The organism is Nocardioides okcheonensis, from assembly GCF_020991065.1.
In the GTDB taxonomy this organism is placed as follows: domain Bacteria; phylum Actinomycetota; class Actinomycetes; order Propionibacteriales; family Nocardioidaceae; genus Nocardioides; species Nocardioides okcheonensis.
Genome location: NZ_CP087710.1, coordinates 3,884,505 through 3,907,095, shown reverse-complemented (window position 1 = coordinate 3,907,095; position 22,591 = coordinate 3,884,505). Strand labels below are relative to the sequence as shown.

The 22,591-nt window shown below is 72.3% G+C and carries 21 protein-coding genes; 6 read left to right on the top strand and 15 right to left on the bottom strand.

What is annotated here, in order from left to right:
• Position 1: 1 nt before the first annotated feature.
• The 3 genes from LN652_RS19000 to LN652_RS18990 form a co-directional block, all read right to left on the bottom strand.
• Positions 2-1,387: a phospholipase D-like domain-containing protein gene (locus LN652_RS19000; protein WP_230442148.1), complete on the bottom strand. Its 1,386-nt coding sequence runs from the start codon at positions 1,385-1,387 to the stop codon at positions 2-4.
• Positions 1,388-1,560: 173 nt separating this feature from the next.
• Complete coding sequence (locus LN652_RS18995; RefSeq protein WP_230442147.1) at positions 1,561-1,977, bottom strand: hypothetical protein; 417 nt, start codon at positions 1,975-1,977, stop codon at positions 1,561-1,563.
• On the bottom strand, positions 1,974-3,149 hold the full coding sequence (locus LN652_RS18990; RefSeq protein ID WP_230442146.1) for an exonuclease/endonuclease/phosphatase family protein: 1,176 nt from the start codon (positions 3,147-3,149) through the stop codon (positions 1,974-1,976). Before LN652_RS18990 ends, LN652_RS18995 begins: the two co-directional genes overlap by 4 nt.
• A 156-nt stretch (positions 3,150-3,305) precedes the next feature.
• Between LN652_RS18990 and LN652_RS18985 the strand changes: the two genes are divergently transcribed.
• From LN652_RS18985 to LN652_RS18970, 4 genes are read left to right on the top strand one after another with little or no spacing between them, the layout of a single operon-like run.
• The gene (locus LN652_RS18985; protein WP_230442145.1) at positions 3,306-4,601 is read left to right on the top strand and encodes a magnesium transporter MgtE N-terminal domain-containing protein; all 1,296 of its coding nucleotides are present in this window, start codon (positions 3,306-3,308) and stop codon (positions 4,599-4,601) included.
• Complete coding sequence (locus tag LN652_RS18980; RefSeq protein ID WP_230442144.1) at positions 4,598-5,131, top strand: DUF1003 domain-containing protein; 534 nt, start codon at positions 4,598-4,600, stop codon at positions 5,129-5,131. Before LN652_RS18985 ends, LN652_RS18980 begins: the two co-directional genes overlap by 4 nt.
• Positions 5,132-5,162: 31 nt before the next feature.
• Positions 5,163-6,323 carry an Mrp/NBP35 family ATP-binding protein gene (locus LN652_RS18975; protein ID WP_230442143.1) on the top strand — a complete coding sequence of 387 codons (1,161 nt, stop codon included), beginning with the start codon at positions 5,163-5,165 and terminating at the stop codon, positions 6,321-6,323.
• 30 nt (positions 6,324-6,353) lie between these two features.
• Entirely contained in the window at positions 6,354-6,686 is a 333-nt protein-coding gene (locus LN652_RS18970) for a sec-independent translocase (RefSeq protein WP_230442142.1), read from the top strand.
• A 22-nt stretch (positions 6,687-6,708) separates the two neighbouring features.
• On the opposite strand, the gene LN652_RS18965 is transcribed toward LN652_RS18970, so the two are convergent.
• On the bottom strand, positions 6,709-7,272 hold the full coding sequence (locus LN652_RS18965; protein ID WP_230442141.1) for a hypothetical protein: 564 nt from the start codon (positions 7,270-7,272) through the stop codon (positions 6,709-6,711).
• A gap of 98 nt (positions 7,273-7,370) precedes the next feature.
• Between LN652_RS18965 and LN652_RS18960 the strand changes: the two genes are divergently transcribed.
• Together LN652_RS18960 and LN652_RS18955 are read left to right on the top strand one after the other, a co-directional pair.
• Entirely contained in the window at positions 7,371-8,054 is a 684-nt protein-coding gene (locus tag LN652_RS18960; protein ID WP_230442140.1) for a LysM peptidoglycan-binding domain-containing protein, read from the top strand.
• Complete coding sequence (locus LN652_RS18955; RefSeq protein ID WP_230442139.1) at positions 8,051-8,581, top strand: Rv3235 family protein; 531 nt, start codon at positions 8,051-8,053, stop codon at positions 8,579-8,581. Before LN652_RS18960 ends, LN652_RS18955 begins: the two co-directional genes overlap by 4 nt.
• A 13-nt stretch (positions 8,582-8,594) precedes the next feature.
• Here LN652_RS18955 and secA read toward each other — a convergent pair whose 3' ends face one another.
• The 11 genes from secA to LN652_RS18900 form a co-directional block, all read right to left on the bottom strand.
• A complete protein-coding gene (gene secA, locus LN652_RS18950; RefSeq protein ID WP_230442138.1) occupies positions 8,595-11,432 on the bottom strand; it encodes a preprotein translocase subunit SecA in 2,838 nt (945 codons plus the stop codon).
• Positions 11,433-11,447: 15 nt separating this feature from the next.
• Positions 11,448-12,665 carry a winged helix-turn-helix domain-containing protein gene (locus LN652_RS18945; RefSeq protein WP_230442137.1) on the bottom strand — a complete coding sequence of 406 codons (1,218 nt, stop codon included), beginning with the start codon at positions 12,663-12,665 and terminating at the stop codon, positions 11,448-11,450.
• 7 nt (positions 12,666-12,672) lie between these two features.
• Positions 12,673-13,356, bottom strand: coding sequence for a response regulator (locus tag LN652_RS18940; RefSeq protein WP_230442136.1), 684 nt, complete (start codon positions 13,354-13,356; stop codon positions 12,673-12,675).
• A gap of 49 nt (positions 13,357-13,405) precedes the next feature.
• Entirely contained in the window at positions 13,406-14,020 is a 615-nt protein-coding gene (gene hpf / locus LN652_RS18935) for a ribosome hibernation-promoting factor, HPF/YfiA family (RefSeq protein ID WP_230442135.1), read from the bottom strand.
• A 431-nt stretch (positions 14,021-14,451) separates the two neighbouring features.
• Positions 14,452-15,144, bottom strand: coding sequence for a ComF family protein (locus tag LN652_RS18930; RefSeq protein WP_230442134.1), 693 nt, complete (start codon positions 15,142-15,144; stop codon positions 14,452-14,454).
• A 65-nt stretch (positions 15,145-15,209) separates the two neighbouring features.
• On the bottom strand, positions 15,210-16,955 hold the full coding sequence (locus LN652_RS18925; protein ID WP_230442133.1) for a GerMN domain-containing protein: 1,746 nt from the start codon (positions 16,953-16,955) through the stop codon (positions 15,210-15,212).
• Entirely contained in the window at positions 16,952-18,577 is a 1,626-nt protein-coding gene (mtrB, locus tag LN652_RS18920) for an MtrAB system histidine kinase MtrB (protein ID WP_230442132.1), read from the bottom strand. The genes LN652_RS18925 and mtrB overlap by 4 nt, the downstream gene beginning before the upstream one ends.
• Before the next feature lie 3 nt (positions 18,578-18,580).
• Positions 18,581-19,279 (bottom strand): MtrAB system response regulator MtrA, encoded by a 699-nt coding sequence (mtrA, locus tag LN652_RS18915; RefSeq protein WP_230442131.1) that lies wholly within the window; start codon positions 19,277-19,279, stop codon positions 18,581-18,583.
• Between the two features lie 71 nt (positions 19,280-19,350).
• Positions 19,351-20,802, bottom strand: coding sequence for an adenosylhomocysteinase (ahcY, locus tag LN652_RS18910; RefSeq protein WP_230442130.1), 1,452 nt, complete (start codon positions 20,800-20,802; stop codon positions 19,351-19,353).
• A gap of 90 nt (positions 20,803-20,892) precedes the next feature.
• Complete coding sequence (locus tag LN652_RS18905; protein ID WP_230442129.1) at positions 20,893-21,951, bottom strand: DUF808 domain-containing protein; 1,059 nt, start codon at positions 21,949-21,951, stop codon at positions 20,893-20,895.
• A gap of 38 nt (positions 21,952-21,989) precedes the next feature.
• Complete coding sequence (locus LN652_RS18900) at positions 21,990-22,502, bottom strand: GNAT family N-acetyltransferase (protein WP_230442128.1); 513 nt, start codon at positions 22,500-22,502, stop codon at positions 21,990-21,992.
• Positions 22,503-22,591: the final 89 nt, after the last annotated feature.

Here is a 22,591-nt window from a genome sequence, read left to right as displayed (position 1 = left end):
GTCAGTTCTCCTCCTTGATGAGGGCGTAGGGGTCGACGCCACGCTTGCGGGCGCGGGCCTCGACCATCGCGTCGTACTGGTCCTGCGCCGCGGCGCGGGCCTGGTAGGTGTCGAGCGCGCCGACGGCGATCCGGCCGGTCGGGGCCGCGCCGTTGTTGCCGGGGTGCTCGGGACCCCAGGCGGCGGGACGGTGGGTGAACATGTAGTCGATCCACTGCATGTACTTGTTGGTCACCCACTTCTTGTTCACCACGCCGACCACCTCGTCGCTGGCGAGCGCCACCGACGTCCAGTTGGCGGAGCCGTTCCAGACCATGCGGGCGGCCGTGTTGCCGCCGTAGTAGCCCGAGATGGCCATCGACTTCATGTGGACGTAGCGGTCGTAGAGACCGTCCTCGTCGTTGTCGTAGGCGAGGTGGGTCAGCGGCACCCGGGCGGCGCGCAGGATCCTTAGCACCTCGCCGCCGAACATGGCGTAGACGAGCCGGATGTTGCAGCCGGAGCGCTGGAGCTGGGCGATCTTGCGGGCCAGCGCGAGACCGCGGTCGCCGTACATCGCGGTCTGCGCGATCCGGATGCGGGTGGTGCCGTTCCGGTTCGTCGTCGCGCCCTTGCAGGTCACCTGGTTGAGGACGTCCATGATCGGGTCCGCGCCGGCGTTCTTGCCGATGTAGGGGTAGAACGCGGTCGCGACGGCCCCGTCGTCGTAGTAGCCGGTGTAGGCGTTCTTGATCGGCTTGTCCTTGGTCATCTCGTCGAAGACGGAGAGGAACTGGTCGTAGCGGGTCTCGTCGTTCTTGATCGTGAAGAGGTCGTTCCACTGGATCGTGGCGCCGAGCTCGGTGGCGTTGTACGAGCCGTACATCGTCACCCAGCGGACCGTCTTGATCGCCTTGTTCTTCTTCACGCGCACCTTGTTGAAGAGGAAGAACTTGGTGTGCGGGATGCCGTACCGGCCGCGGCAGGAGCCGATGCAGCGGCGCAGGAAGCTCTTCTTCTCCTTGGCGCGGCCCTTGTTGCCCTGCTTGAGCGCGGTCCAGAGGCGCGCGGCGTCCACGTTGGGGTTGTTCGGGTTCCAGTTCGCACGGTCCATGACGACCTGCACGCTCACCTTGCGCCGGTGGGCGCGGATGAGCGCGTTGGTGATCGCGGCGCTGCGCACGTTCCAGGCCGAGATGCGGATCTTGCCGCCGCGCGGGACCGAGTCGATGGTGCGGTTGACCTGGCTGATCAGACGGCGCACCGCGGGCTGCGTGCCGTAGGGGTTGTTGAAGGACGGACCCGCCTTCGGGACGTACTTGTCCGGAGTCCCCTTCGCCGAGGCCGGTGCCCCGGTGAGCGTCACGGCGACCAGGGCGGTCGCGACGAGCATGATGATCTTGCGCACGGCAGTTCCCCACATGGTGTCTGTCACGGCGACGGCGCGGCCTGCGAGGGCATGCCGGGGCGCTCCCCGTGACGATTGGTTGTCGACTGTATCTCAGTTTTCACATCAGTCACACCAGCCCCAGAGCGGGACTGTGGCTGGATCGTGACCAACGGCCGCCCGGACGGGGCGGATCAGGCCCCGCAGGAGGCCAGGGCCTTCTGGAAGTCCTTGTTGCGACGCAACGGTACGTCGGACTCGTTCACGGCCTCGCCCTTGGCGGCGTAGAAGGTGGTGCCGAAGGTGACCAGGCGCTGGCCCGACGAGCAGCGGTAGACCATCGCCTCGACCCACTTCCCCTTGGTGGCGTCCTGGCAGCCCCGGTAGTCCTCGGGCAGCACCTGGCCGTCGACCCAGACCGCGGCGCAGTCGGGACCGGCCGGCTCGCTCGGGGTCTCGGACGGCGTCTCGGAGGGCGTCTCGGAGGGGCTCTCGGACGTGCTGGACGACGGGTCGGCCGCCGCGTCCGGCTCCTGGTCACCGCAGGCGGTGAGCGCGAGCCCGACGAGGGCGAGCCCGGCGAGGAGTGGTGCTCGGCTGGTGCGTGTCATGGCTGGTCCCCCGGGTCAACCACACGGGCATCCGCGTGGATGAAGTAGTGGTCACTGGCTCTGGCCAGAGTAGACCCGTCCTGCAGGTATCCGGAGAATCCGACGCCGCCACCGCCGCCGCCCATGATCCAGTCGACCCGCAGCGGGGGCGGCGGGAGCGTGCAGCCGGCGCCGCCGCCGTTGGCGGCGAGGAAGCCGGTGGCCTGGCAGACCTTGTAGAAGAACTCCTCGTGCTCGTTGACGTCGCCGCCGATGATCACGGGCTTGCCCGACTCGGCCATCAGCCGCTGCATCAGCGAGATCGCGATGGCGGTGCCGGAGTCGCGCTCGCCCTCGAGGCCGCCGGCCGAGGTGTGGATCGAGATCACCCAGAACTCGGCGCCGGTCTGCAGGTCGCGGAGCAGCACGTAGGGCATCGGGATGGCCTGGCTGGCGAAGGTGAAGGTGACCGAGCCGCCGTCGAGCATCTCGAAGCGCGAGGAGCGCCACGCGATCTGGAGCCGCTGGCCGTTGCTGCCGAGCGACTGCTGGGGCCAGATGGAGTAGCCGCCCAGCCGGGCGTTGAGCACGCCGAGCTGGTCGTCCTGGACCTCGGAGAGGGTCACCACGTCGACGCCGCGCGACATGATGATGCCGGAGCTGATCGCCGCGCGCTCGGTGCCGGGGCCGTAGCCGCCGGGGCCCGCGGTGTGCTGGCTGCCGAGGATGTTGAGGGCGCCGACGCGGAAGGTCGAGGTCTTCTCCATCGCGGCCAGGCGCGCCTCGCGGCGCGCGGCGATGCGCAGCCGCTTCGCCTCCCGCTTCTCGGCGCGGGCCCGCGCCTTCGCCTCGGCCGCGCGCTGGCGGATCCCGAGGTACGCCTCGCGGGCGGCGAGGTTGTCCATCGGCACCGCGCTGCGGCTCCCGGCGCGGCCCAGCCCGGCGACGCGCTCGGGGCGGGTCTGCGCCCGCGACGCCTGCGGCGGGTGGGTCGCGGCGACCTCGGCGGCGGTGATGCTGGTCGTCCCGCTCACGTCGCTCGTGTCGTCACCGCCGGTGGGCACCAGGAAGAGCGAGGCCACCATCACGCCCGTCGCCACGCACGCGGGGACGAGCAGGCGCCAGGTCGACCACGCGGAGCGGGCCGGGCGCGGTGGCGTCGCCCGGCGTCGGGCAGCGCGGTGGGAGGACACGGAGGCGGGGGACCCTTCGACGTCGACAGCGTGAGCGAGGCCCCTGGGGGCGTGCGGGGCCGGGTCGAGGGTAACCCATGACCGCCCTCCCCCTCATGTCTTCGGCGGAACCGGCCCACCGCCCCAGCGGCCGCGGCGCACGCTAACGTTGCGGCCGTGAGCACCACGCCGACCCGTGTCTTCGTGGCCCGGCTCGTCGGGCTGCCGATCTTCGACCCCCGGGGCGACCAGGTGGCCAAGGTCCGCGACCTCGTCGTCGCGATCCGGACCGAGACGAGCCAGCCGCGGGTGCTCGGCATGGTCGCGGAGGTGTTCGGCCGGCGCCGGATCTTCGTGCCGATGACCCGGATCACCAACATCGACAGCGGCCAGGTCCACACCACCGGCCTGCTCAACATGCGGCGCTTCGAGCAGCGCTCCACCGAGACGCTCGTGATGGGCCAGATGCTGGACCGGACCGTCACGATCCACGACCCCGGCAAGGACGCCGACATCACCGGTGTCGTCTACGACGTCGCCATGGAGCAGGCCCGCAACCGCGACTGGGTCCTCTCCCGGGTGGCGGTCCAGGAGCCGAGCAAGGGCTTCCGGCGACGCGGCCAGACCCACGTCGTGGAGTGGCGCGACGTCGTCGGGCTGACCCGCCACGAGCCCACGCAGGGCGCGACCCACCTCATCGCCGCGCTCAACGACATGCGCCCGGCCGACGCGGCCAACATGATCCACGACCTCCCCCCGGAGCGGCGTACGGCCGTGGTCGCCGCGCTGGACGACGAGCGGCTCGCCGACGTCCTCGAGGAGCTGCCCGAGGAGGACCAGGTCGAGATCCTCGAGCACCTCGACTCCGAGCGCGCCGCCGACGTCCTGGAGGAGATGTCGGCCGACGACGCCGCCGACCTGATCGCCGACCTCAACCCCGAGACCGCCGCGACCCTCCTGGGCCTGATGGAGCCCGACGAGGCCGAGGACGTGCGCCGGCTGATGTCCTACGACGACAACACCGCCGGCGCGATGATGACGCCCGAGCCGGTCATCCTCTCCCCCGACGCCACCATCGCCGACGCCCTGGCCCACGTGCGCAACCCCGAGCTCACCCCCGCCCTCGCGGCGCTGGTCTACGTGTGCCGCCAGCCGCTCGAGACCCCGACCGGCAAGCTGCTCGGCGCCGCGCACATCCAGCGGCTGCTCCGCGAGCCCCCGTCGACGCTGGTCGCGGCCGCCCTCGACGAGTCGATGGACCCGCTGCGCCCCGACGCCTCGATGGACGAGGTCGCGGCCCACCTCGCGACCTACAACCTCGTCGCGGCACCCGTCGTCGACGACGAGGGCCGGCTGCTCGGCGCGGTCACGGTCGACGACCTGCTCGACCACATGCTGCCCGAGGGCTGGCGCGACCGCGCGCCCCGCCCGGGCCGGATCAACGGCGGACCGACCGCGGGGAGGGCCGGATGAGCGAGAACCGACGACCCCGCCTGGACACCCCGCGCGACACGCGTCGCACGCTCGTGCGCCGACCGACCGTCGACGCCGACGCGTTCGGCGTCTTCGCCGAGTCCTTCGCCCGCTACATGGGCACGGCGAAGTTCCTGCTGTGGATGACCGGGTTCGTCGCGGCGTGGGTCGTCTGGAACGTCCTCGCGCCCGCGGACCTGCGCTTCGACGAGTTCCCGTTCATCTTCCTGACCCTCATGCTCAGCCTGCAGGCGTCCTACGCCGCCCCGCTGATCCTGCTGGCGCAGAACCGGCAGGAGCAGCGCGACAAGGTGGTCGCCGAGCAGGACCGCCAGGCCAACGCGCGCGCCCACGCCGACATGGAGTTCCTGGCCCGGGAGGTCGCCTCGCTGCGCATGTCCGTCGGCGAGGTCGCCACCCGCGACTTCCTGCGCTCGGAGCTGCGCGGCCTGCTCGGCGACATCGAGCAGCTGGCGCGCCCCGACCCGCCGGAGGACCAGGGCCTGCAGGACCCACGGCCGGCGCCGTGACGTCGCGGGGCGGCTCGTAGACTCATCCATCATGAGCACCCCCACGCAGCAGCAGGTGATGGACGCCCTGGGAGGCGTGAACGACCCGGAGATCAAGCGCCCGATCACGGAGCTGGGGATGGTCGACTCGGTCGCGGTCGCCGAGGACGGGGCCGTGGCGGTCCACGTGCTGCTCACCGTGGCCGGCTGCCCGCTCAAGGACACCATCAACCGCGACGTCACCGCCGCGGTGTCCGCGGTCCCCGGCGTCACCGCCGTCGACCTGACCCTCGGCGTGATGACCGCCGAGCAGCGCGCCGGGCTGAAGGAGATCCTCAGCGACGGGCGCGCCCAGCGCGAGATCCCGTTCGGCCAGCCGGGCTCGCTCACCAAGGTCTACGCGATCGCCAGCGGCAAGGGCGGCGTCGGCAAGTCGTCGGTCACGGTCAACCTGGCGCTCTCGCTCGCCGCGCAGGGCCTGAAGGTCGGGATCGTCGACGCCGACATCTACGGCCACTCGGTGCCCGCGATGCTGGGCATCGCCGACGCCCGGCCGACGCAGGTCGACGACCTGATCATGCCGGTCCCCACGCCGAGCGGGGTCTCGGTCATCTCGATCGGGATGCTCAAGCCGCGCCGCGACCAGGTCGTCGCCTGGCGCGGCCCGATGCTCGACCGGGCCCTCGTGCAGATGCTCGCCGACGTCTACTGGGGCGACCTCGACGCGCTGCTGCTCGACCTGCCGCCCGGCACCGGCGACGTCGCGATCTCGCTGGGCCAGCACCTCCCGAGCGCCGAGGTCGTGGTCGTGACCACCCCGCAGGAGGCGGCCGCCGAGGTCGCCGAGCGCGCCGGCACGATGGCCTCGATGATGCACCAGCGCGTCGTCGGCGTCGTGGAGAACATGAGCTACCTCCCCTGCCCGCACTGCCCCGCCGAGGACGACCACCGCCTCGAGGTGTTCGGCAGCGGCGGCGGCGACCGGGTCGCGGCCACCCTGTCCGAGCGGTTCGGCTACGACGTGCCGGTCCTGGCGCGGATCCCGCTCGACGTGTCGCTGCGCGAGGGCGGCGACGTCGGCAAGCCGATCGTCGAGGCCGACCCCACCGCACCGGCCGCGCGCGAGCTCGCCGGGATCGCCAGCACCCTGTCGGGGCGTGGACGCGGCCTCGCCGGCATGCAGCTCGGCCTGACGCCGGCGAACCGGTTCTGACGACCGCGGGCGCCCGGTAGGTTCTGGATCATGTTCGACATCGGGTTCATGGAGCTGGCCGTGATCGCCCTCGTGGCCGTCGTCGTGCTCGGACCCGACCGGCTGCCCGACCTCGCCCGGCAGGCGGCCCAGCTGCTCCACCGCGCCCGCGGGCTGGCCCACAACGCCCGCGACGAGCTGCGCAGCGAGCTCGGGCCGGAGTACTCCGACCTCCAGCTGCGCGACCTCGACCCGCGCACCATCGTGCGCAAGCACATCACCGAGGCGATGGCGGAGGTCGACCGCGAGGAGGCCGAGCGGGCGGCCCGCGCCAGCACGCTCCCCGACGGACAGGTGCCGCCCTACGACGTCGAGGCGACCTGACCGGGTCGGGCTCCCACCCGGGCTAGTCCTCGCGGCTCTGCACGGCCACCAGGCCCGCGTAGGGCACCAGCACCGGTGCACCCGCGTCGTCGGCCGCCGACCCCGGCTCCACGTCGGGCCGGCACTCGAGGAAGTCTCCCGCCACCCGCCCGACGGTGCCGGCGTGCCACGACCCGTCGGCCAGGTGCAGCACGCAGCGTAACCCCGACTCCGACAGCCGCCGCAGCGCGGCGCGGAGGCTGATCCGGTCCACCGGCGACCACGCCACCTCGGGGACCGAGCGCGCGGAGGCGCCGTGCACCGCGACGACGTGGTGCACCGGGACGATCCAGTCCTGGCCGCGACCCGCCAGGAGGCACCAGCCCTCCCCCACGCGGCCCAGCCGGCCCTCGACGCGGCCCACGTGCGGCAGGTCGAGGGCCACCTCGGCGCCCCGCGAGGCCATCAGCCGGCTGGCGAGGGTCACCGCCGCGTACTCCGCGCGGGCGCGGTCGGCCAGCTCGGCCTCGCGATCCGCCTCCCACAGGGCGGCCGCCCGGCCCTCGAGGTCGTCGAACAGCGCGAACAGCTCGTGCTCCCAGGACATGGCCGCGAGCCTACGGGCTGCGGCCTGTGCACAACGCGTTGACACCGATCGCAAATGTGCCTTTGATGAAGCAAACGCACGCAAACGAAAGGTTCGCGATGTCTCGGGGGACGACGAGGATCCGCGCCGCCACGGTCTGGCTCGCGGTGAGCGCCGGCACCGCCGGCACGGCCCAGGTGGCCCACGGCCTGGTGCGCGAGGCCCTCACCGCCGGGAGCGCCGGGCCCTCCGGCGTGACGTCGACGCTCGTCGCCGGGTGCGCGGTCGTGCTGGCGCTCGCGCTGCTGCGCACCTGGCTGGTCACCACCGTCACCGTCGCCGGGGTGGTCACCGGATCCACGGGCGGCGTGGAGCGCCACGCCGGACCCACCCGGCGCCTCGTGCTGCTCGCCTGCGGCGTCGCCGTGGCCGCCGGCGCGGCGGCCCCCGCGGCGGCCCCGGCGGGCCGACGGGGGCGCCGGGGCGACGGTCGCCACGTCGTCGCCGGCCTCGCCCTGCCCGAGCGGGCGGTCGCGACGACCACCGGACCCACGTCGGCACCCACGTCGGCCGAGGGCACCGCGCCCGCCGGGGACTACGTCGTGCGCCCGGGCGACTCGCTGTGGTCGATCGCCGTCGCCCACCCGGCCGGCGACGGCACGGGCACCGACGAGCGCTGGCGCGCCATCTGGCGCGCCAACCGTGCCGTGGTCGGGGACGACCCCGACCTGATCCACCCCGGGCAGGCGCTCCGCCTGACCCCGACCACCCACCAGGCCCCCCAGGACGGAGACCGACGATGACCAGCCAGCAGCCCAGCCGAGCCGAGGTGATCGCGCTGCGCGCGACCGGCCGCCCGACCGTCCCCGTGGCGAGCGTCCAGGGCTCGCTCGCCCTCGACCTCACCCCGCGCACCGCGCCGCCGCGACCGCGCCTGCGCAGCGCGCGGACCAACGACCTGGTCGTCGTGGCCACGGCCACCCGGGCCCAGGTCGACGCGTTCGTCGGTCGCTACCTCCAGGCCGCCGTCGAGGTGGCGGCGGGCGACCGCCCGGTCAGCCAGGTGCTGCGCCACACCGTGCCGGAGGTCTACGACCGGCTCGCCGAGCGGGCTCGCGCCGTCGCCGCGGTCGCCGGACCCGTCCACGGGGGCGTGCGCGCGCCGAACCCGGCCCGGCCGGTCGTGGTCGGGGTCCGGACCGCGCTCATCCGCGACGACGCCGTCGAGGCGAGCGCCCACGTGCGATACGGACGTCGCTCCCGGGCGGTCGCCGCACGCTTCGAGCTCGTGCGGGACCGCTGGCAGTGCGTCGCGCTGGTGTGGGGCTGAGACCGGAGGCCGGTCAGCCGCCCATCGTCGCGCGGCCGGTGGCACCGCCGGGGGCGCCGTGGCACCGCTTGAACTTCTGGCCCGAGCCGCAGGGGCACAGCGCGTTGCGGCCGATGCCGGCGAACTCGTCGTCCTCGGCCGGCGCCGCGGCGACGACCTCGGCCTCGCCGTCCTCCGAGGGCGCGCTGTAGGACAGGTTCTGCGGACGCTTCGGCTTGTCGAGGCCCTTGGCCCGGATCGTGGGCCCCTGCGCCTGCTGCGGCTCGCCCTCGGCACCCGGGGCGTGGGCGGCGGCCTGCGCGAAGTCGATCTGCGGCGTCGCCACCGAGATCTGCGGCGCCGGGGCCTGCTCCTCCTCCTCGACCTCGACCTGGAGGTTGAACAGGAAGCCGACCGACTCCTCCTTGATGCCGTCCATCATCGCGGCGAACATGTCGAAGCCCTCGCGCTGGTACTCCACGAGCGGGTCGCGCTGCGAGTACGCGCGCAGGTAGATGCCCTCGCGCAGGTAGTCCATCTCGTAGAGGTGCTCGCGCCACTTGCGGTCGAGGACCGAGAGCACGACGCGGCGCTCGAGCTCGCGCTGCACCTCCTCGCCCATCTCGGCCTCGCGGCGGTCGTAGGCGTCCTGCGCGTCCTCCTGCAGGTCGGCGATCAGCTTGTCGCGGCTGATGTTGGCCAGTCCCCCGGCCTCCTTGACGATCCCGTCCTGTGTGAGGCCCACCGGGTAGAGCTGGCCGAGCGCGGTGAACAGCGCGTCGAGGTCCCAGTCCTCGGCGTAGCCCTCGGTGGTGCCGCGGACGTAGCCCGCGACCACGTCGTCGATGAAGCCGCGGATCTGCTCGCCGAGGTCGGCGCCCTCGAGCACGCGGCGGCGCTCGGCGTAGATGACCTCTCGCTGGCGGCTCATCACGTCGTCGTACTTGAGGACGTTCTTGCGGGACTCGAAGTTCTGCGACTCGATGTTGGCCTGGGCGCCCGCGATCGCGTTGCTCACGCGCTTGGCGTCGATCGGCACGTCGTCCGGGACCTTGAGGACCGTGAGGATCCGGTCGACCCACTCGGACTTGAACAGCCGCATCATCTCGTCCTGCAGCGAGAGGTAGAACCGGGACTCGCCCGGGTCGCCCTGACGGCCGGAGCGACCGCGCAGCTGGTTGTCGATGCGGCGCGACTCGTGGCGCTCGGTGCCGACGACGTAGAGGCCGCCGAGCTCGCGGACCTCGTCGTGCTCGGCCGCGACCTGGGCCTTGATCCGCTCGACCATCGCGGGCCACGCGGCGTCGTAGTCCTCCGGCGCCTCGACCGGGTCGAGGCCCTGCTTGCGCAGCTCCTGGTCGGCGAGGAAGTCCACCGAGCCGCCGAGCATGATGTCGGTGCCTCGACCGGCCATGTTGGTCGCGACGGTGACCGCGCCCTTGTGGCCGGCGAGCGCGACGACCTTCGCCTCGTCGGCGTGTTGCTTGGCGTTGAGGACGGTGTGCGGGATGCCGCGCTTCTTGAGCAGGTTGGAGAGGTACTCGGACTTCTCCACCGACACGGTGCCGATGAGGATCGGCTGGCCCAGCTCGTGGCGCTCGGCGATGTCGTCGGCCACGGCCTCGTACTTCGCCTCCTCGGTGCGGTAGACGAGGTCGACGTTGTCGATGCGTTGCATCGGCCGGTTGGTCGGGATCGGCACGACGCCGAGCTTGTAGATCTTGTCGAACTCCGACGCCTCGGTCATGGCCGTGCCGGTCATGCCGGAGAGCTTGTCGTAGAGGCGGAAGTAGTTCTGCAGGGTGATCGTGGCGAGGGTCTGGTACTCCTCGCGGACGGTCACGCCCTCCTTGGCCTCGATGGCCTGGTGCAGGCCGTCGTTGTAGCGGCGACCGGCGAGGATGCGGCCGGTGTGCTCGTCGACGATGAGCACCTCGCCGTCCATGACGACGTACTCCTTGTCGTTGCGGAACAGCTCCTTGGCCTTGATGGAGTTGTTCAGGAACGAGATGAGCGGGGTGTTGACCGAGTCGTAGAGGTTGTCGATGCCCAGGTGGTCCTCGACCTTGGTGATGCCCGGCTCGAGCACCGAGATGGTGCGCTTCTTCTCGTCGACCTCGTAGTCGGTGTCCTTGACCAGGGTCTTGGTCAGCCGGGCGAACTCGGCGTACCACTTCACCTCGTCCTGGGTCGGGCCGCTGATGATGAGCGGGGTGCGGGCCTCGTCGATGAGGATCGAGTCGACCTCGTCGACGATCGCGAAGTTGTGGCCGCGCTGGACGCACTCCTCCACCGAGTCGGCCATGTTGTCGCGCAGGTAGTCGAAGCCGAGCTCGTTGTTGGTGCCGTAGGTGATGTCGCAGGCGTAGGCCTCACGGCGCTCGGCCGGGCGCATCGACGGCAGGATCACGCCGGTGGTCAGGCCGAGGAAGTGGTGCACGCGGCCCATCTGCTCGGACTGGAACTTCGCGAGGTAGTCGTTGACCGTCACCACGTGCACGCCCTTGCCGGCGAGCGCGTTGAGGTAGGACGGGAGGACCGCGACGAGGGTCTTGCCCTCACCGGTCTTCATCTCGGCGATGTTGCCGAGGTGGAGCGCCGCCGCGCCCATGACCTGCACGTCGAAGGGGCGCATGCCGAGCACGCGCTTGCTGGCCTCGCGCACCGTGGCGAACGCCTCCGGCATGATCGCGTCGAGGTCCTCGCCGTTCTCGAGCCGCTGGCGGAACTCCGCGGTCATCCCGCGCAGCTCGTCGTCGGTCATCGCGACGAAGTCGTCCTCGATGGCGTTGACGGCCTTGGAGATGGCCTCGAGCTCGCGAAGGATCTTCCCCTCGCCGATGCGGAGCAACTTGTCGATGATGGCAGGCACGAGTGGTAACTCTACCTACCGCGCCAACGCTGCTCCCAATGCGTGCGACAGGTCACCCTTGTGCCCCGCCACCACGTCGTCGAGACCCAGCCAGCCGGCCAGCCGGCGCAGCTCGGCGGCCAGCTCGTCGGCGGTCTCCTCGGGGGCGCCGGGCTCGGCGAACGCCCCGGGGACGAGCAGCGTGCCGCTGCTCCGGTCGGCCTTGAGGTCGACCCGGGCGACGAGCCGGTCGCCGAGGAGGAACGGCAGCACGTAGTAGCCGTGGACCCGCTTCCCGGCCGGGACGTAGATCTCGATGCGGTAGAAGAAGTCGAACAGCGCCTCGGCGCGCGCCCGCTCCCAGACGACCGGGTCGAAGGGGCTGAGCAGCGTGCGCGCGGTGACCCGGCGGGGCAGCCGGGCGTCGCGGTGCAGGTACGCCTGGCGCTTCCACCCCTGGACCCGCACCGGCACCAGCTCGCCCGTCGCGACGAGCTCGTCGACGGCGACCTTCGCGCTGGCCCGGCCCGGCGCCGGCTGCAGGCGCAGGCGGTAGTAGTCGGCGAGGCACGCCGCGCTGGCGACGCCGTGCGAGCGGGCGGCGCGGCGCACGAGCTCGGTGACCGCCTCCTGGGGCGTGGGGGTGGGCGCGTCGAGCACCGCGGGCGGCAGCACCCGCTCGGTGAGGTCGTAGAGGACCTCGAACTGGCTCGTGCGCCCGGCGATCGCGACGTCGCCGACGAGGAACAGGAAGTCGAGGACCTTGCGGGCCTCCGACCAGTTCCAGCCCCAGTGCTCCTTGGTGCGGGGGCCGGTGGCGAACTCCTCCTCGAGGTCGCGGGCGGTCACCGGACCGCGCTCGCGCACCGCGTCCAGGACGCGCGGCTCGAGCGTGGGGTCGGCGGTGAACCCCCACTTGCCGCGCTCGGAGCGGTAGTGGTCCATCCGGTGGCGCATCAGCGGCCACAGCCCTACCGGCATCAGGGCCTGGACGTGCGCCCAGTACTCGACCACCCGGCGCGGCCGGCGCTCGGAGGCCCGCCGCAGCAGGTCGACGTCGTAGGGGCCCATCCGGGAGTAGAGGGGCATGAAGTGGGCGCGCTGGAGCACGTTGACCGAGTCGACCTGCAGCACGCCGGTGCGGGCCACGGTGCGCTCGAGGGTGCGCATCGACGGGGTCGCGTGGGGTCGGTCGGTGAAGCCCTGGGCGGCCAGCGCGATGCGCCTGGCCTGGAGCCGGGTCAGCTGGTCCACGTGCGCCCTACGGCAGGTCGAGCAGCTTTTCGCGCATCGCGTACATGACGGCCTCCATGCGGGAGTGCAGCTGCAGCTTCTCGAGGATGTTGCGCACGTGGTTCTTGACCGTGTTCTCGGAGATGAACAGCTCCTTGGCGACCTCGCGGTTGTTCAGCCCCTTGGCCACCAGCCGGAGCACCTCGAGCTCGCGCTCGGTCAGGCGCAGGCCCGGACCCTGCTCGCGCTCGGGCTTGGACATCTGCTTGAACTCGTCGATCAGCTTGACCGCCATCGACGGGCTGATCAGCGACTGGCCCTCGTTGACCACGCGGATCGCCTGGGCGACCTCCTCGATGGAGGAGTCCTTGAGCAGGTAGCCGGAGGCGCCGTTCTTCACCGACTCGTAGAGGTCGGCCTCCTCGTCGGAGACGGTCAGCATGATGATCTTCGCCGACGGCACCGCCTCCTTGATCGCGGAGCAGGCCTCCACGCCGGTGCGGCGCGGCATCCGCACGTCGAGCAGGATCACGTCGGGCGCGGTCTTCACCGCGAGCTCGGTGGCGGTCACGCCGTCGGCGGCCTCGCCGACGACCTCGATGTCGGCGTCGCCGCCGAGCAGCATGATCAGGCCGCGACGGAACAGCTCCTGGTCGTCGACCACCAGGACGCGGACGGGTTCGGTCCCTGGACTTCCGGTTGCCTCGGTCACGCGCGCATCATGTCATGCGCGCGTGACCGAGGTGTGGTGGTCGCGTGGATCAGTCGTTCACGTCGAGCGAGATGACGCCGTAGTCGTAGCCCCGGCGGCGGTAGACGACCGACGGTCGCTCGCTCTCCTTGTCGACGAACAGGAAGAAGTCGTGCCCCACGAGCTCCATCTCGTAGAGGGCCTGGTCGAGGGTCATCGGCGCCCCCGCGAACGACTTCTCGCGCACCACGAGCGGCCCGTCGCCGGTCACCGTGATCGGCCCGACCTTGCGCTCGATGACGTCGTCGTCCTCGGCCGCCTCCTCGGCGGCCGGCAGCCCGGCCAGCGCCTGGCCCATCGACACGTGCTCGTTGCGCCCCTTGTGCACCCGACGACGGTCCGCGGCGCGTCGCATCTGCGACTGCATCTTGTCGAGCGCGAGGTCCAGGGCGCCCATCTTGTCCTCGGCGGCCGCCTCGGCGCGGATCACCGGGCCCTTGGAGAACGCGGTGAGCTCGACCCGTGTCGCGCGGTCGGCCTGGCGGGGGTTCTTCTCGAGCTCGACCTCCACCTGGACCCGCATGATCCGGTGGTCGTGCTTCTCCAGGCGGCTGAGCTTCTCCGAGACATGCTCGCGGAACCGGTCGGACACCTCGCAGTGCCGTCCCGTGACCACAACCTCCATGTGAACCTCCTCAACTAGCGAGCGGCCGCACCCTTCCATGTGCCCCGGCTGCACCGGGGCAGGGTGGGATGGAGTCCGCCCGGCCGACCTGGTCTTCGACCCCACAACCGCCTGCTGAAGCGTTCGCAGCTTCTCCGCCACTACTGGCCTTCTCCCGGCGTCCGGCACATCTGGTGCCGGGGACGGGGCAGGACTTACCTCTAAGCCGCACCGTGATCGTCCCGCGGACAGCGCCCGGGGACTTACGTGGACCGTTTCGCCTGCGACTGGCATCGGCTAGCCACGGCTCTGACCGCGCGACGAGCCGATCGGCACGTCGCACACCCCTCTCCGTGACGCAACCACGGACCCGGGCGGACTCCATGACAAGACGCTAGCCCCTCGACGGCTCCGGGCCAACTGTGGGACCGCCTGTCGGCCGGTCTGCCGCCTCACGCCGGCGGGGACGCCCGGCGCGTGGCCGCCACGACCGCGATCGCCACGGGGTCGAGACCCACCGCGGCCAGGGCTCGCTGGGCCTCGCGGGCGGTCGCGCCGGTGGTGAGGACGTCGTCGCAGACCACGACGTGCGCCTCGCCGTCGCGCCGCGCGACCCGGCGCAGGACGGCCGCGGAGCAGCGCATCGACCCCGCGACGTTGGCCGCCCGCCCGGCCGCGTCGAGCCCGGCCTGGTCGCGGGCGCCGCGCGAGACGAGCAGCGGCGCGGCGCGCGCCGGACGCTCGGCGCGCACCGCGCGGGCCGCGGTGCGCACGAGCGCCGCGGTGGGCTCGTAGCCGCGCTGCCGCCCGGCCCCCGGGCGCGACGGCGCCGGGACGAGGAGCAGCGGCACCCGCGGGTCGAGGTCCTCCGCCGCCGCGTGCACCGCGGTCGCGAGCAGGTCGGCGAGCACCCGCCGGTGGCCCCACTGCCCGTGGTCCTTGTGCCCGACGACGAGCGCCCGGACCGCACCGTCGTAGACCTCGCTCGCCCAGGGGGTCGCCAGACCCGGCGGCGTCGGCGTGGGCCACGCGGGGCCGGCGCGCCGCGACAGCCCCGCCCGGCAGCGCCGGCACAGCATCCGCCCGGGCGTGTCGCAGCCGACGCAGCGGCTGCCGAGGAGGAGGTCGAGCGCCGCGTCGAGCACCGCCCCATCGCACCAGCGCCTGCGGCCCCGGGGCAACGCGTGCCGTCGCGCCTGTGGAGGGCCGGTCAGCCGGCGTAGGTCACCGACGTGACGCCGGGCGCCAGGTCCGGCACCGTCCGCTCCGGCCTGCTGAGGTCGCTCACCTCGCGGCCACCGAGGGCGTAGACCTCGGGGTCGTCCACCGGCGCGGAGACCAGCACCCGGAAGCGCCCGCGCAGCCGCGTGGTGCCACCGGTGGCGATCAGGCCCGGGGCGCCGTCGACCGAGAGGGTGCGCACCTGGGAGAAGTCGTCGGTGATGTCGCCGAGCACCGAGACGGTGGTGGGCGAGCGCCACGCGACGTCCCGGATCCGGGTGCTGCCCTCGGCGGGGAGCGGCAGCGTACGCACGGGGGTGAAGCCCAGCACGGCGCCGTCGGAGGCCTGGCGGACCCGCGTGGCGACGATCCGGTCGGCCGAGCGCCCCCGGACCACGGCGACCAGCCGGGTGCCGTCGCGCGAGACGAGCAGCTTGGTGACGCGGCGCCCGGTCACGCCCGGCACCACCTGCTCGGACGCGACCCCGTCGACCGCCACGAAGACCCGTGCCCGGCCGGCGGCCCGGTCGAGCACCCAGGTCCGGTCCCGGGCGTCGAGCGCGGGCGCGGCGAGGTCGACCGCGCCGGACAGGACGGTGGCCACGTCGGCCTCCGGCGCGTCGAGCGGGGCGGTGAGCAGCTGGGTGCCGTCACCGGTGACGGCGACCACACGGCTGCCGCCGAGCGAGACCCCGATCGAGCGCACGCCGTAGTCGGTCGTGCCGAGCGGCCCCGCCGTCGCCGCGAGCTGGCCGACGTCACCGGCGACGACGCGGTCCCCGTCCAGGGCGTAGAGCGCGCGGCTCGTGCCGGGCCCGCTCGGGTCGTAGGCGCTGCCCGCGTCGAGACCGACCTGCGTCGACCCGCCCTGGTAGCTGATCATCCGGCCGCCGATGCTCAGCTGCACGGCGCGGATGCTGGCGTCCTGGCGCAGGGTCCAGGTGAGCTGGGCCAGCATCCGGCGGGCGGTCTGGTCGTCGACGGAGTCGGGGTCACCCGACAGGGACACCTCGGCGATGCCGGCGGCGTTGATCGGCACCGACAGCCCGTGAGTGGTGCCGGGCGGGAACCACGTGCGGGCGACGTCCGCGGACTCGCCGGTCGGCTGGGCGAGCAGGCCGCGGACGAGCGAGGAGGCGAACTGGTCGCCCCGCGGCACGAACACCGGCTCGGGGACCAGGACCTGCGAGGTGGGGTCGAAGAAGTAGAGCGACACCCGCTCGTACCAGTCGTCGAACCACGAGTCCGGCACCACCAGCGCGTCGGGCACCTCGTCGATGCGCCACTCGCCGTCCTCCTGCACGAGTCCGAGCTCGAGGTCCCGGGTGGCCCGCGTGCGCTGCCAGGCGCCGCGGTCGTCGTAGAGGTTGACGTCGGTCATCGGGATCCGGACCGCCGACTCGCCCTCCTCGGTGCCGAGCTCGGCGTAGGTGATGATCTGGCGCTCGGGGGTCCAGGCCTCGGCGGCGTCGCGGGACAGGAACTGCCGGGCGACCGTCGTGCTGATCGGGGTGGCCTTCATCGCCTCGAGGAACCCGGCGACGATGTCGGCAGGCGCCTCGCCGGCCTGCGGCGGGCGGGGGTCGAAGTAGATGCCGGGAGCGTCGTCGACGTCCGCGGAGACCTGCGGCTCCACGACCGGGCCGCTGGTCGGCATCTGCACGCAGCCGGCGAGCAGGCCGCACACCGCCGCGGCCAGCAGCGCGCGTACACGTCGGGGGGCGGGGGTGCTCACACGGTCTCCCGGGCGTCGTCGGGCACGAGCGGCAGCGGCGAGTGCCGCAGCTGGGTGCCGAGGTGGCGGGGCAGGGTCAGCCGGAACTGGGCGCCCTCCCCCGGTCGGCCCCACGCCTGCAGCCAGCCGCCGTGCAGGTGGGTGTCCTCGAGCGAGATCGAGAGCCCGAGGCCGGTGCCGCCGCTGGTGCGGGCACGGGCCGGGTCGGCGCGCCAGAACCGGTTGAAGACCATCGCGGACTCCCCCGGCCCGAGCCCGACGCCGTGGTCGCGCACCGCGATCGCCGCGCCCAGGGGGTCGCCGCCGATGAACACCTCGATGTCGCGGGTCTCGGCGTGGTCGATGGCGTTGGTGACCAGGTTGCGCACGATCCGCTCCACGCGGCGCACGTCGGCCTCCGCGACGCAGGGGTGGCCGGGGTCGTGGACGACGACCCGGGTGTCGCGCTGGGCCGCGAGCGCCGAGGTCATGTCGACGACGCGGCGGGCGACGTCGACCAGGTCGACGTCGTCGGCGTCGAGGACCGCCGCGCCCGCGTCGAACCGGCTGATCTCGAGCAGGTCCGCGAGCAGCGTCTCGAACCGGTCGAGCTCCTTCTGCAGCAGCTCGGCCGCGCGACCGGTCACCGGGTCGAGGAACGGCTTGGCGTCGTGGATGACGTCGCTCGCCATCCGCACGGTCGTGATCGGGGTGCGGAGCTCGTGGGAGACGTCGGAGACGAAGCGGCGCTGGAGGCGGCTGAGCTCCTCGAGCTGGCGGATCTGCTTCTGCAGGTTGGACGCCATCTGGTTGAACGACGTCGCCAGGCGGGCGAGGTCGTCCTCGCCGCGCACCCGCAGCCGCTCCTGGAGCTGGCCGGCGGCCAGCCGCTCGGCGACGCGTCGCGCCATCCGGATCGGCGTCACGACCTGCCGGGTCACCAGCCAGGTCAGCCCGGCGACGAGCAGCAGCAGCGGCACCCCGGCCACCAGCATCGCGCGCGACACCAGGGCCAGCGTCTCGCTCTGCTCGTCGAGGGAGTAGAGGTAGTAGAGCGTGTAGAGGTTGTCGTCCGCGGGGAGCCGGACCTGGCTCCCGACCACGATGCCCGGGCCGTCGGGCAGCCCGGCGATCTCGCGCCGGGTGCTGATGTCGGTGAACGTCCAGGCGGTGGGCGACACCTCGTCGAAGCGCGCCTCGAGGCTCTCGGGGACGCTGGCGAGGTCGAGGCCCTGGGTGAACTTCGCGCCGCCATCGGCGAGCCGGCTGCCCTCGCCGACGGGGGGCGACAGCACGACGGCGAAGCCGCGGGTGGCGCCGCGGGCGATGATCGGCTCGACGAGGTCCTGCTGCTGGCGCGACTCGTCGGCATCGAGGCCGGAGGTGGCGGAGAGCGCCTCGCGGGCGGCCTCGGTCTCGCTCTCGGCCTCGGCCACGACGGCGTCGACGCGCTGGTCGAGCAGCCCGTCGCGGGTCTGCTGGATGAGGAACCACCCCACGACGCCGACGACGGCCGCCGAGAGCAGGACGGTGCTGACCACGACGCGCGCCTGCACCGACCGGCGCCAGAAGGCGGGGCCGCGGCGCAGGATCGGTGGGAGCCGGCCGAGCAGGCCTCCCGAGGCCGCCGAGATCCTGGCCATGTCCTAGGACTTGCCGGCGCGGTAGCCCACGCCGCGCACGGTCACCACGACCTCGGGGTTCTCCGGGTCGTGCTCGACCTTGGACCGCAGGCGCTGGACGTGGACGTTGACCAGCCGGGTGTCGGCGCTGTGCCGGTAGCCCCAGACCTGCTCGAGCAGCACCTCGCGGGTGAAGACCTGCCACGGCTTGCGGGCCAGGCACACGAGGAGGTCGAACTCCAGCGGGGTGAGGTTGATCGGCTCGCCGTCGCGGGTGACGGAGTGGCCGGCGACGTCGATGCTGACGTCGCCGATGGTGAGCCCCTCCGCCGGCGCCGCGTCGTTGCGGCGTACGCGCGCACGGATGCGGGCGACGAGCTCCTTGGGCTTGAACGGCTTGACGACGTAGTCGTCGGCGCCGGACTCCAGGCCGACGACGACGTCGACGGTGTCGCCCTTGGCGGTGAGCATCACGATCGGCACGCCGGACTCGGCACGGATCTCCTTGCAGACGTCGATGCCGTCCTTGCCCGGCAGCATCAGGTCGAGCAGGACCAGGTCGGGCTTGTAGTCGCGGAAGGCGTCCATGGCGAGGTCGCCGCGTCCCACGATCCGGCTGTCGAACCCCTCCTGGCGAAGCACGATGGAGAGCATCTCCGCGAGGGAGGCGTCGTCGTCGACGACGAGCACGCTGCCGCGCGCGGGCTCGGCCAGGTCAGTCATGGCGCCAAGTGTAGGGCGGGGCCCCGCCCCACGAGCGTGGAACGGGGCCCCGGCCGGGAGCGCTGGAGCGCTCAGTAGCGGTAGTGGTCCGACTTGTACGGGCCCTCGATCGGCACGCCGAGGTAGGCGGCCTGCTCCTTGGTGAGCTCGGTGAGCTCGACGCCGAGGGCGTCGAGGTGCAGCCGGGCGACCTCCTCGTCGAGGTGCTTCGGGAGCACGTGCACGCCGAGCGCGTAGTCGTCGGCCTTGGAGAACAGCTCGACCTGCGCCAGCACCTGGTTGGTGAAGGAGTTCGACATGACGAACGACGGGTGGCCGGTGGCGTTGCCCAGGTTGAGCAGACGGCCCTCGGACAGCACGATGATCTTCTTGCCGGGCTTGCCGTCCTCACCGGGGAAGATCCACTGGTGGACCTGCGGCTTGATCTCGTCCTTGACGATGCCCGGGATCTTGGCCAGGCCGGCCATGTTGATCTCGTTGTCGAAGTGGCCGATGTTGCCGACGATCGCCTGGTGCTTCATCTTGTGGAAGTGCTCGACGGTGATGATGTCGAAGTTGCCGGTCGTGGTGATGAAGATGTCCGCGGTCTCGACGACCGACTCGAGGCGCCGGACCTCGTAGCCGTCCATCGCCGCCTGCAGGGCGCAGATCGGGTCGATCTCGGTGACGATGACGCGGGCGCCCTGGCCGCGCAGGGACTCGGCCGAGCCCTTGCCGACGTCGCCGTAGCCGCACACGACCGCGACCTTGCCGCCGATCATCACGTCGGTGGCGCGGTTGATGCCGTCGACGAGCGAGTGGCGGCAGCCGTACTTGTTGTCGAACTTGGACTTGGTGACCGAGTCGTTGACGTTGATCGCCGGGAACAGGAGGGTGCCCTCCTTGAACCGCTCGTAGAGGCGGAGCACGCCGGTGGTGGTCTCCTCGGAGACGCCCTTGATCATCGGCGCACGCTTGGTCCAGCGCTGCGGGTCGGCCTCGAGCGAGCGGGCCAGGACGCGCAGCACCTCCTTGAACTCGTGGTTGTCGGTCGAGTCCTGCGACGGCACCTCGCCGGCCTTCTCGTACTCGACGCCGAGGTGGAGCAGCATGGTGATGTCGCCGCCGTCGTCGAGCAGCATGTTGGGGCCGCCCTCGGCGAAGTCGAAGACCTTCTCCGCCTCGTCCCAGTACTCGGCGAGGGTCTCGCCCTTCCAGGCGAAGACCGGGACGCCCTGCGGGTCCTCGGGGGTGCCGCCCTTGGCCGGCGGGCCGACGACGACCGCCGCGGCGGCGTGGTCCTGGGTGGAGAAGATGTTGCAGGTGGCCCAGCGGATGTCCGCGCCGAGAGCCGCGAGGGTCTCGATCAGCACGGCCGTCTGGATCGTCATGTGCAGCGACCCGGCGATCCGGGCGCCCTTCAGCGGCTGCTCCGCGCCGTAGCGCTCGCGCATCGCCATGAGGCCGGGCATCTCGTGCTCGGCGAGCTCGATCTCCTTGCGGCCGTAGGCGGCCAGGCTGAGGTCAGCGACCTTGAAGTCCATCGGATGTCTCCTGGTGGTGAGGACGTCTGCGCCGCACATCTGTGCGCTCTCGGGATCTCCCGCGCGGACACATCGAGGGTAGGTCGATCCTCAGGCTTTCGGAGAATCCTCGGGAAGCTCGTCGGCCGGCTCCTCGTGGTGCCCCTCGCCGCCGTGCCCGCCGATCCCCAGCGGGCGCAGGGCGAACAGGATCGCGAAGCCCACGACGAGCCCGACGACCGCGGACAGCACCGTGTTGAGCAGCCAGCCGGCCAGGGCGCCGAGGGCGCCGCCCACGGCGTCGTGGACGTCGACCTCCCAGTGGTGGACCAGGTCGTAGGGGGCGTGGAGGACGTCCCCGATCCCGGTCCCCTCGAGCAGGCCGTCGTGGCCACCGATCTCGTAGAGGCTGACGAGGAAGATGTGGCCGCCGACCCAGAGCATGGCGAGGGTGCCGATGAAGGAGATCGCCGCGAGCAGGCGGGGCATCGCGGAGACGAGGGCGAGGCCGACGCGCTGCGAGCCCTTCGACGGCTTCTCCGCGAGGTGGAGGCCGACGTCGTCCATCTTCACGATGAGCGCCACCACGCCGTAGACCAGGACGGTGATCAGGACGGCGACGACCGCGAGGACGATCGCGCGCATCCAGATGCTGGCGTCGGGGTCGGAGCCGACGACCTCCTTGAGCGCGATCACCATGATCTCGGCGCTCAGGATGAAGTCGGTGCGGATCGCCTGGGCGATCGTCCGCTTCTCGTGCTCGGGGGTGAGCTCGCCCTGCTCGGCGACCTCCGCCTCGGCGTCGGACCCGTGTCCGGTGAGGCGCTCGTGGACCTTGTGGGCGCCCTCGTAGGCGAGGAACGCGCCACCGAAGATGAGGATCACCGGGAGCAGCTGCGGGAGGAACTGCCCGAGCAGCACGGCGGCCGGCAGGATGAAGAGCAGCTTGTTGCGCAGCGAGCCGATCGCGATCTGCTTGATGATCGGGAGCTCACGGGCGGCCGCCGAGCCGTGGAGGTACTGCGGCGTCACGGCCGTGTCGTCGACGACGACCCCGGCCGCCTTGGCGCTCGCGCGGGCTGCGGCGGCACCGACGTCGTCGACGCTGGCTGCGGCGATCCGCGCCAGGGCGGCGACGTCGTCGAGGAGGGCGAACAGTCCGCCGGCCATGGGTGGTCCTTCGGGTCGTGGGTCGGTGAGGGTGCAGCCTATCGGCGCGCGCCGGGGGTCTGGGTCGGGCTGTCGCCGAGCGCGTAGGTCAGCAGCTCGGCGTGCGGTGGCATCGGGCCTCGGCTGCGCACCCCGGTGTCGACCCAACCGAGCTTCTCCCAGAAGGCGCGGCCCCGCGGGTTGGCGGCGTAGACGCACAACCAGGGTCGTCCCTCGCCGGCGGCCCGCACGCGTCGTACGAGCTCGTGGTGGGCGGCGACCGCGAGCCCGCTCCCCCACTCCTCGACCGCGACGCCGAAGTGCACCAGCTCCGACCCGCGGGTGGCTGCGAAGCCCGCCACCCGATCCGCCCGCAGGATCACGAAGCACTCGATCCCGGGGTCGGCGATCTCGGCGCGCCAGCGCTCGGCGAGGACCTCGCGCGGGAACGGGTGACGGTCCTGCGGGAACACCCCCGACAGCCCGGCGATCGACGCAGGTTCCTGGACCGCCATCACCGCCGGCACGTCGTCCGGCCGCATGTCGCGCAGCAGCCTCCCCGCGGTCGTCATGCGGGGACACTAGCCTCGCGCGACGTCGCCCACCGCCGACCCGAGGTCCACCGCCGACCACGCGTGGCTCGTCGAGGAGCGGGAGTACG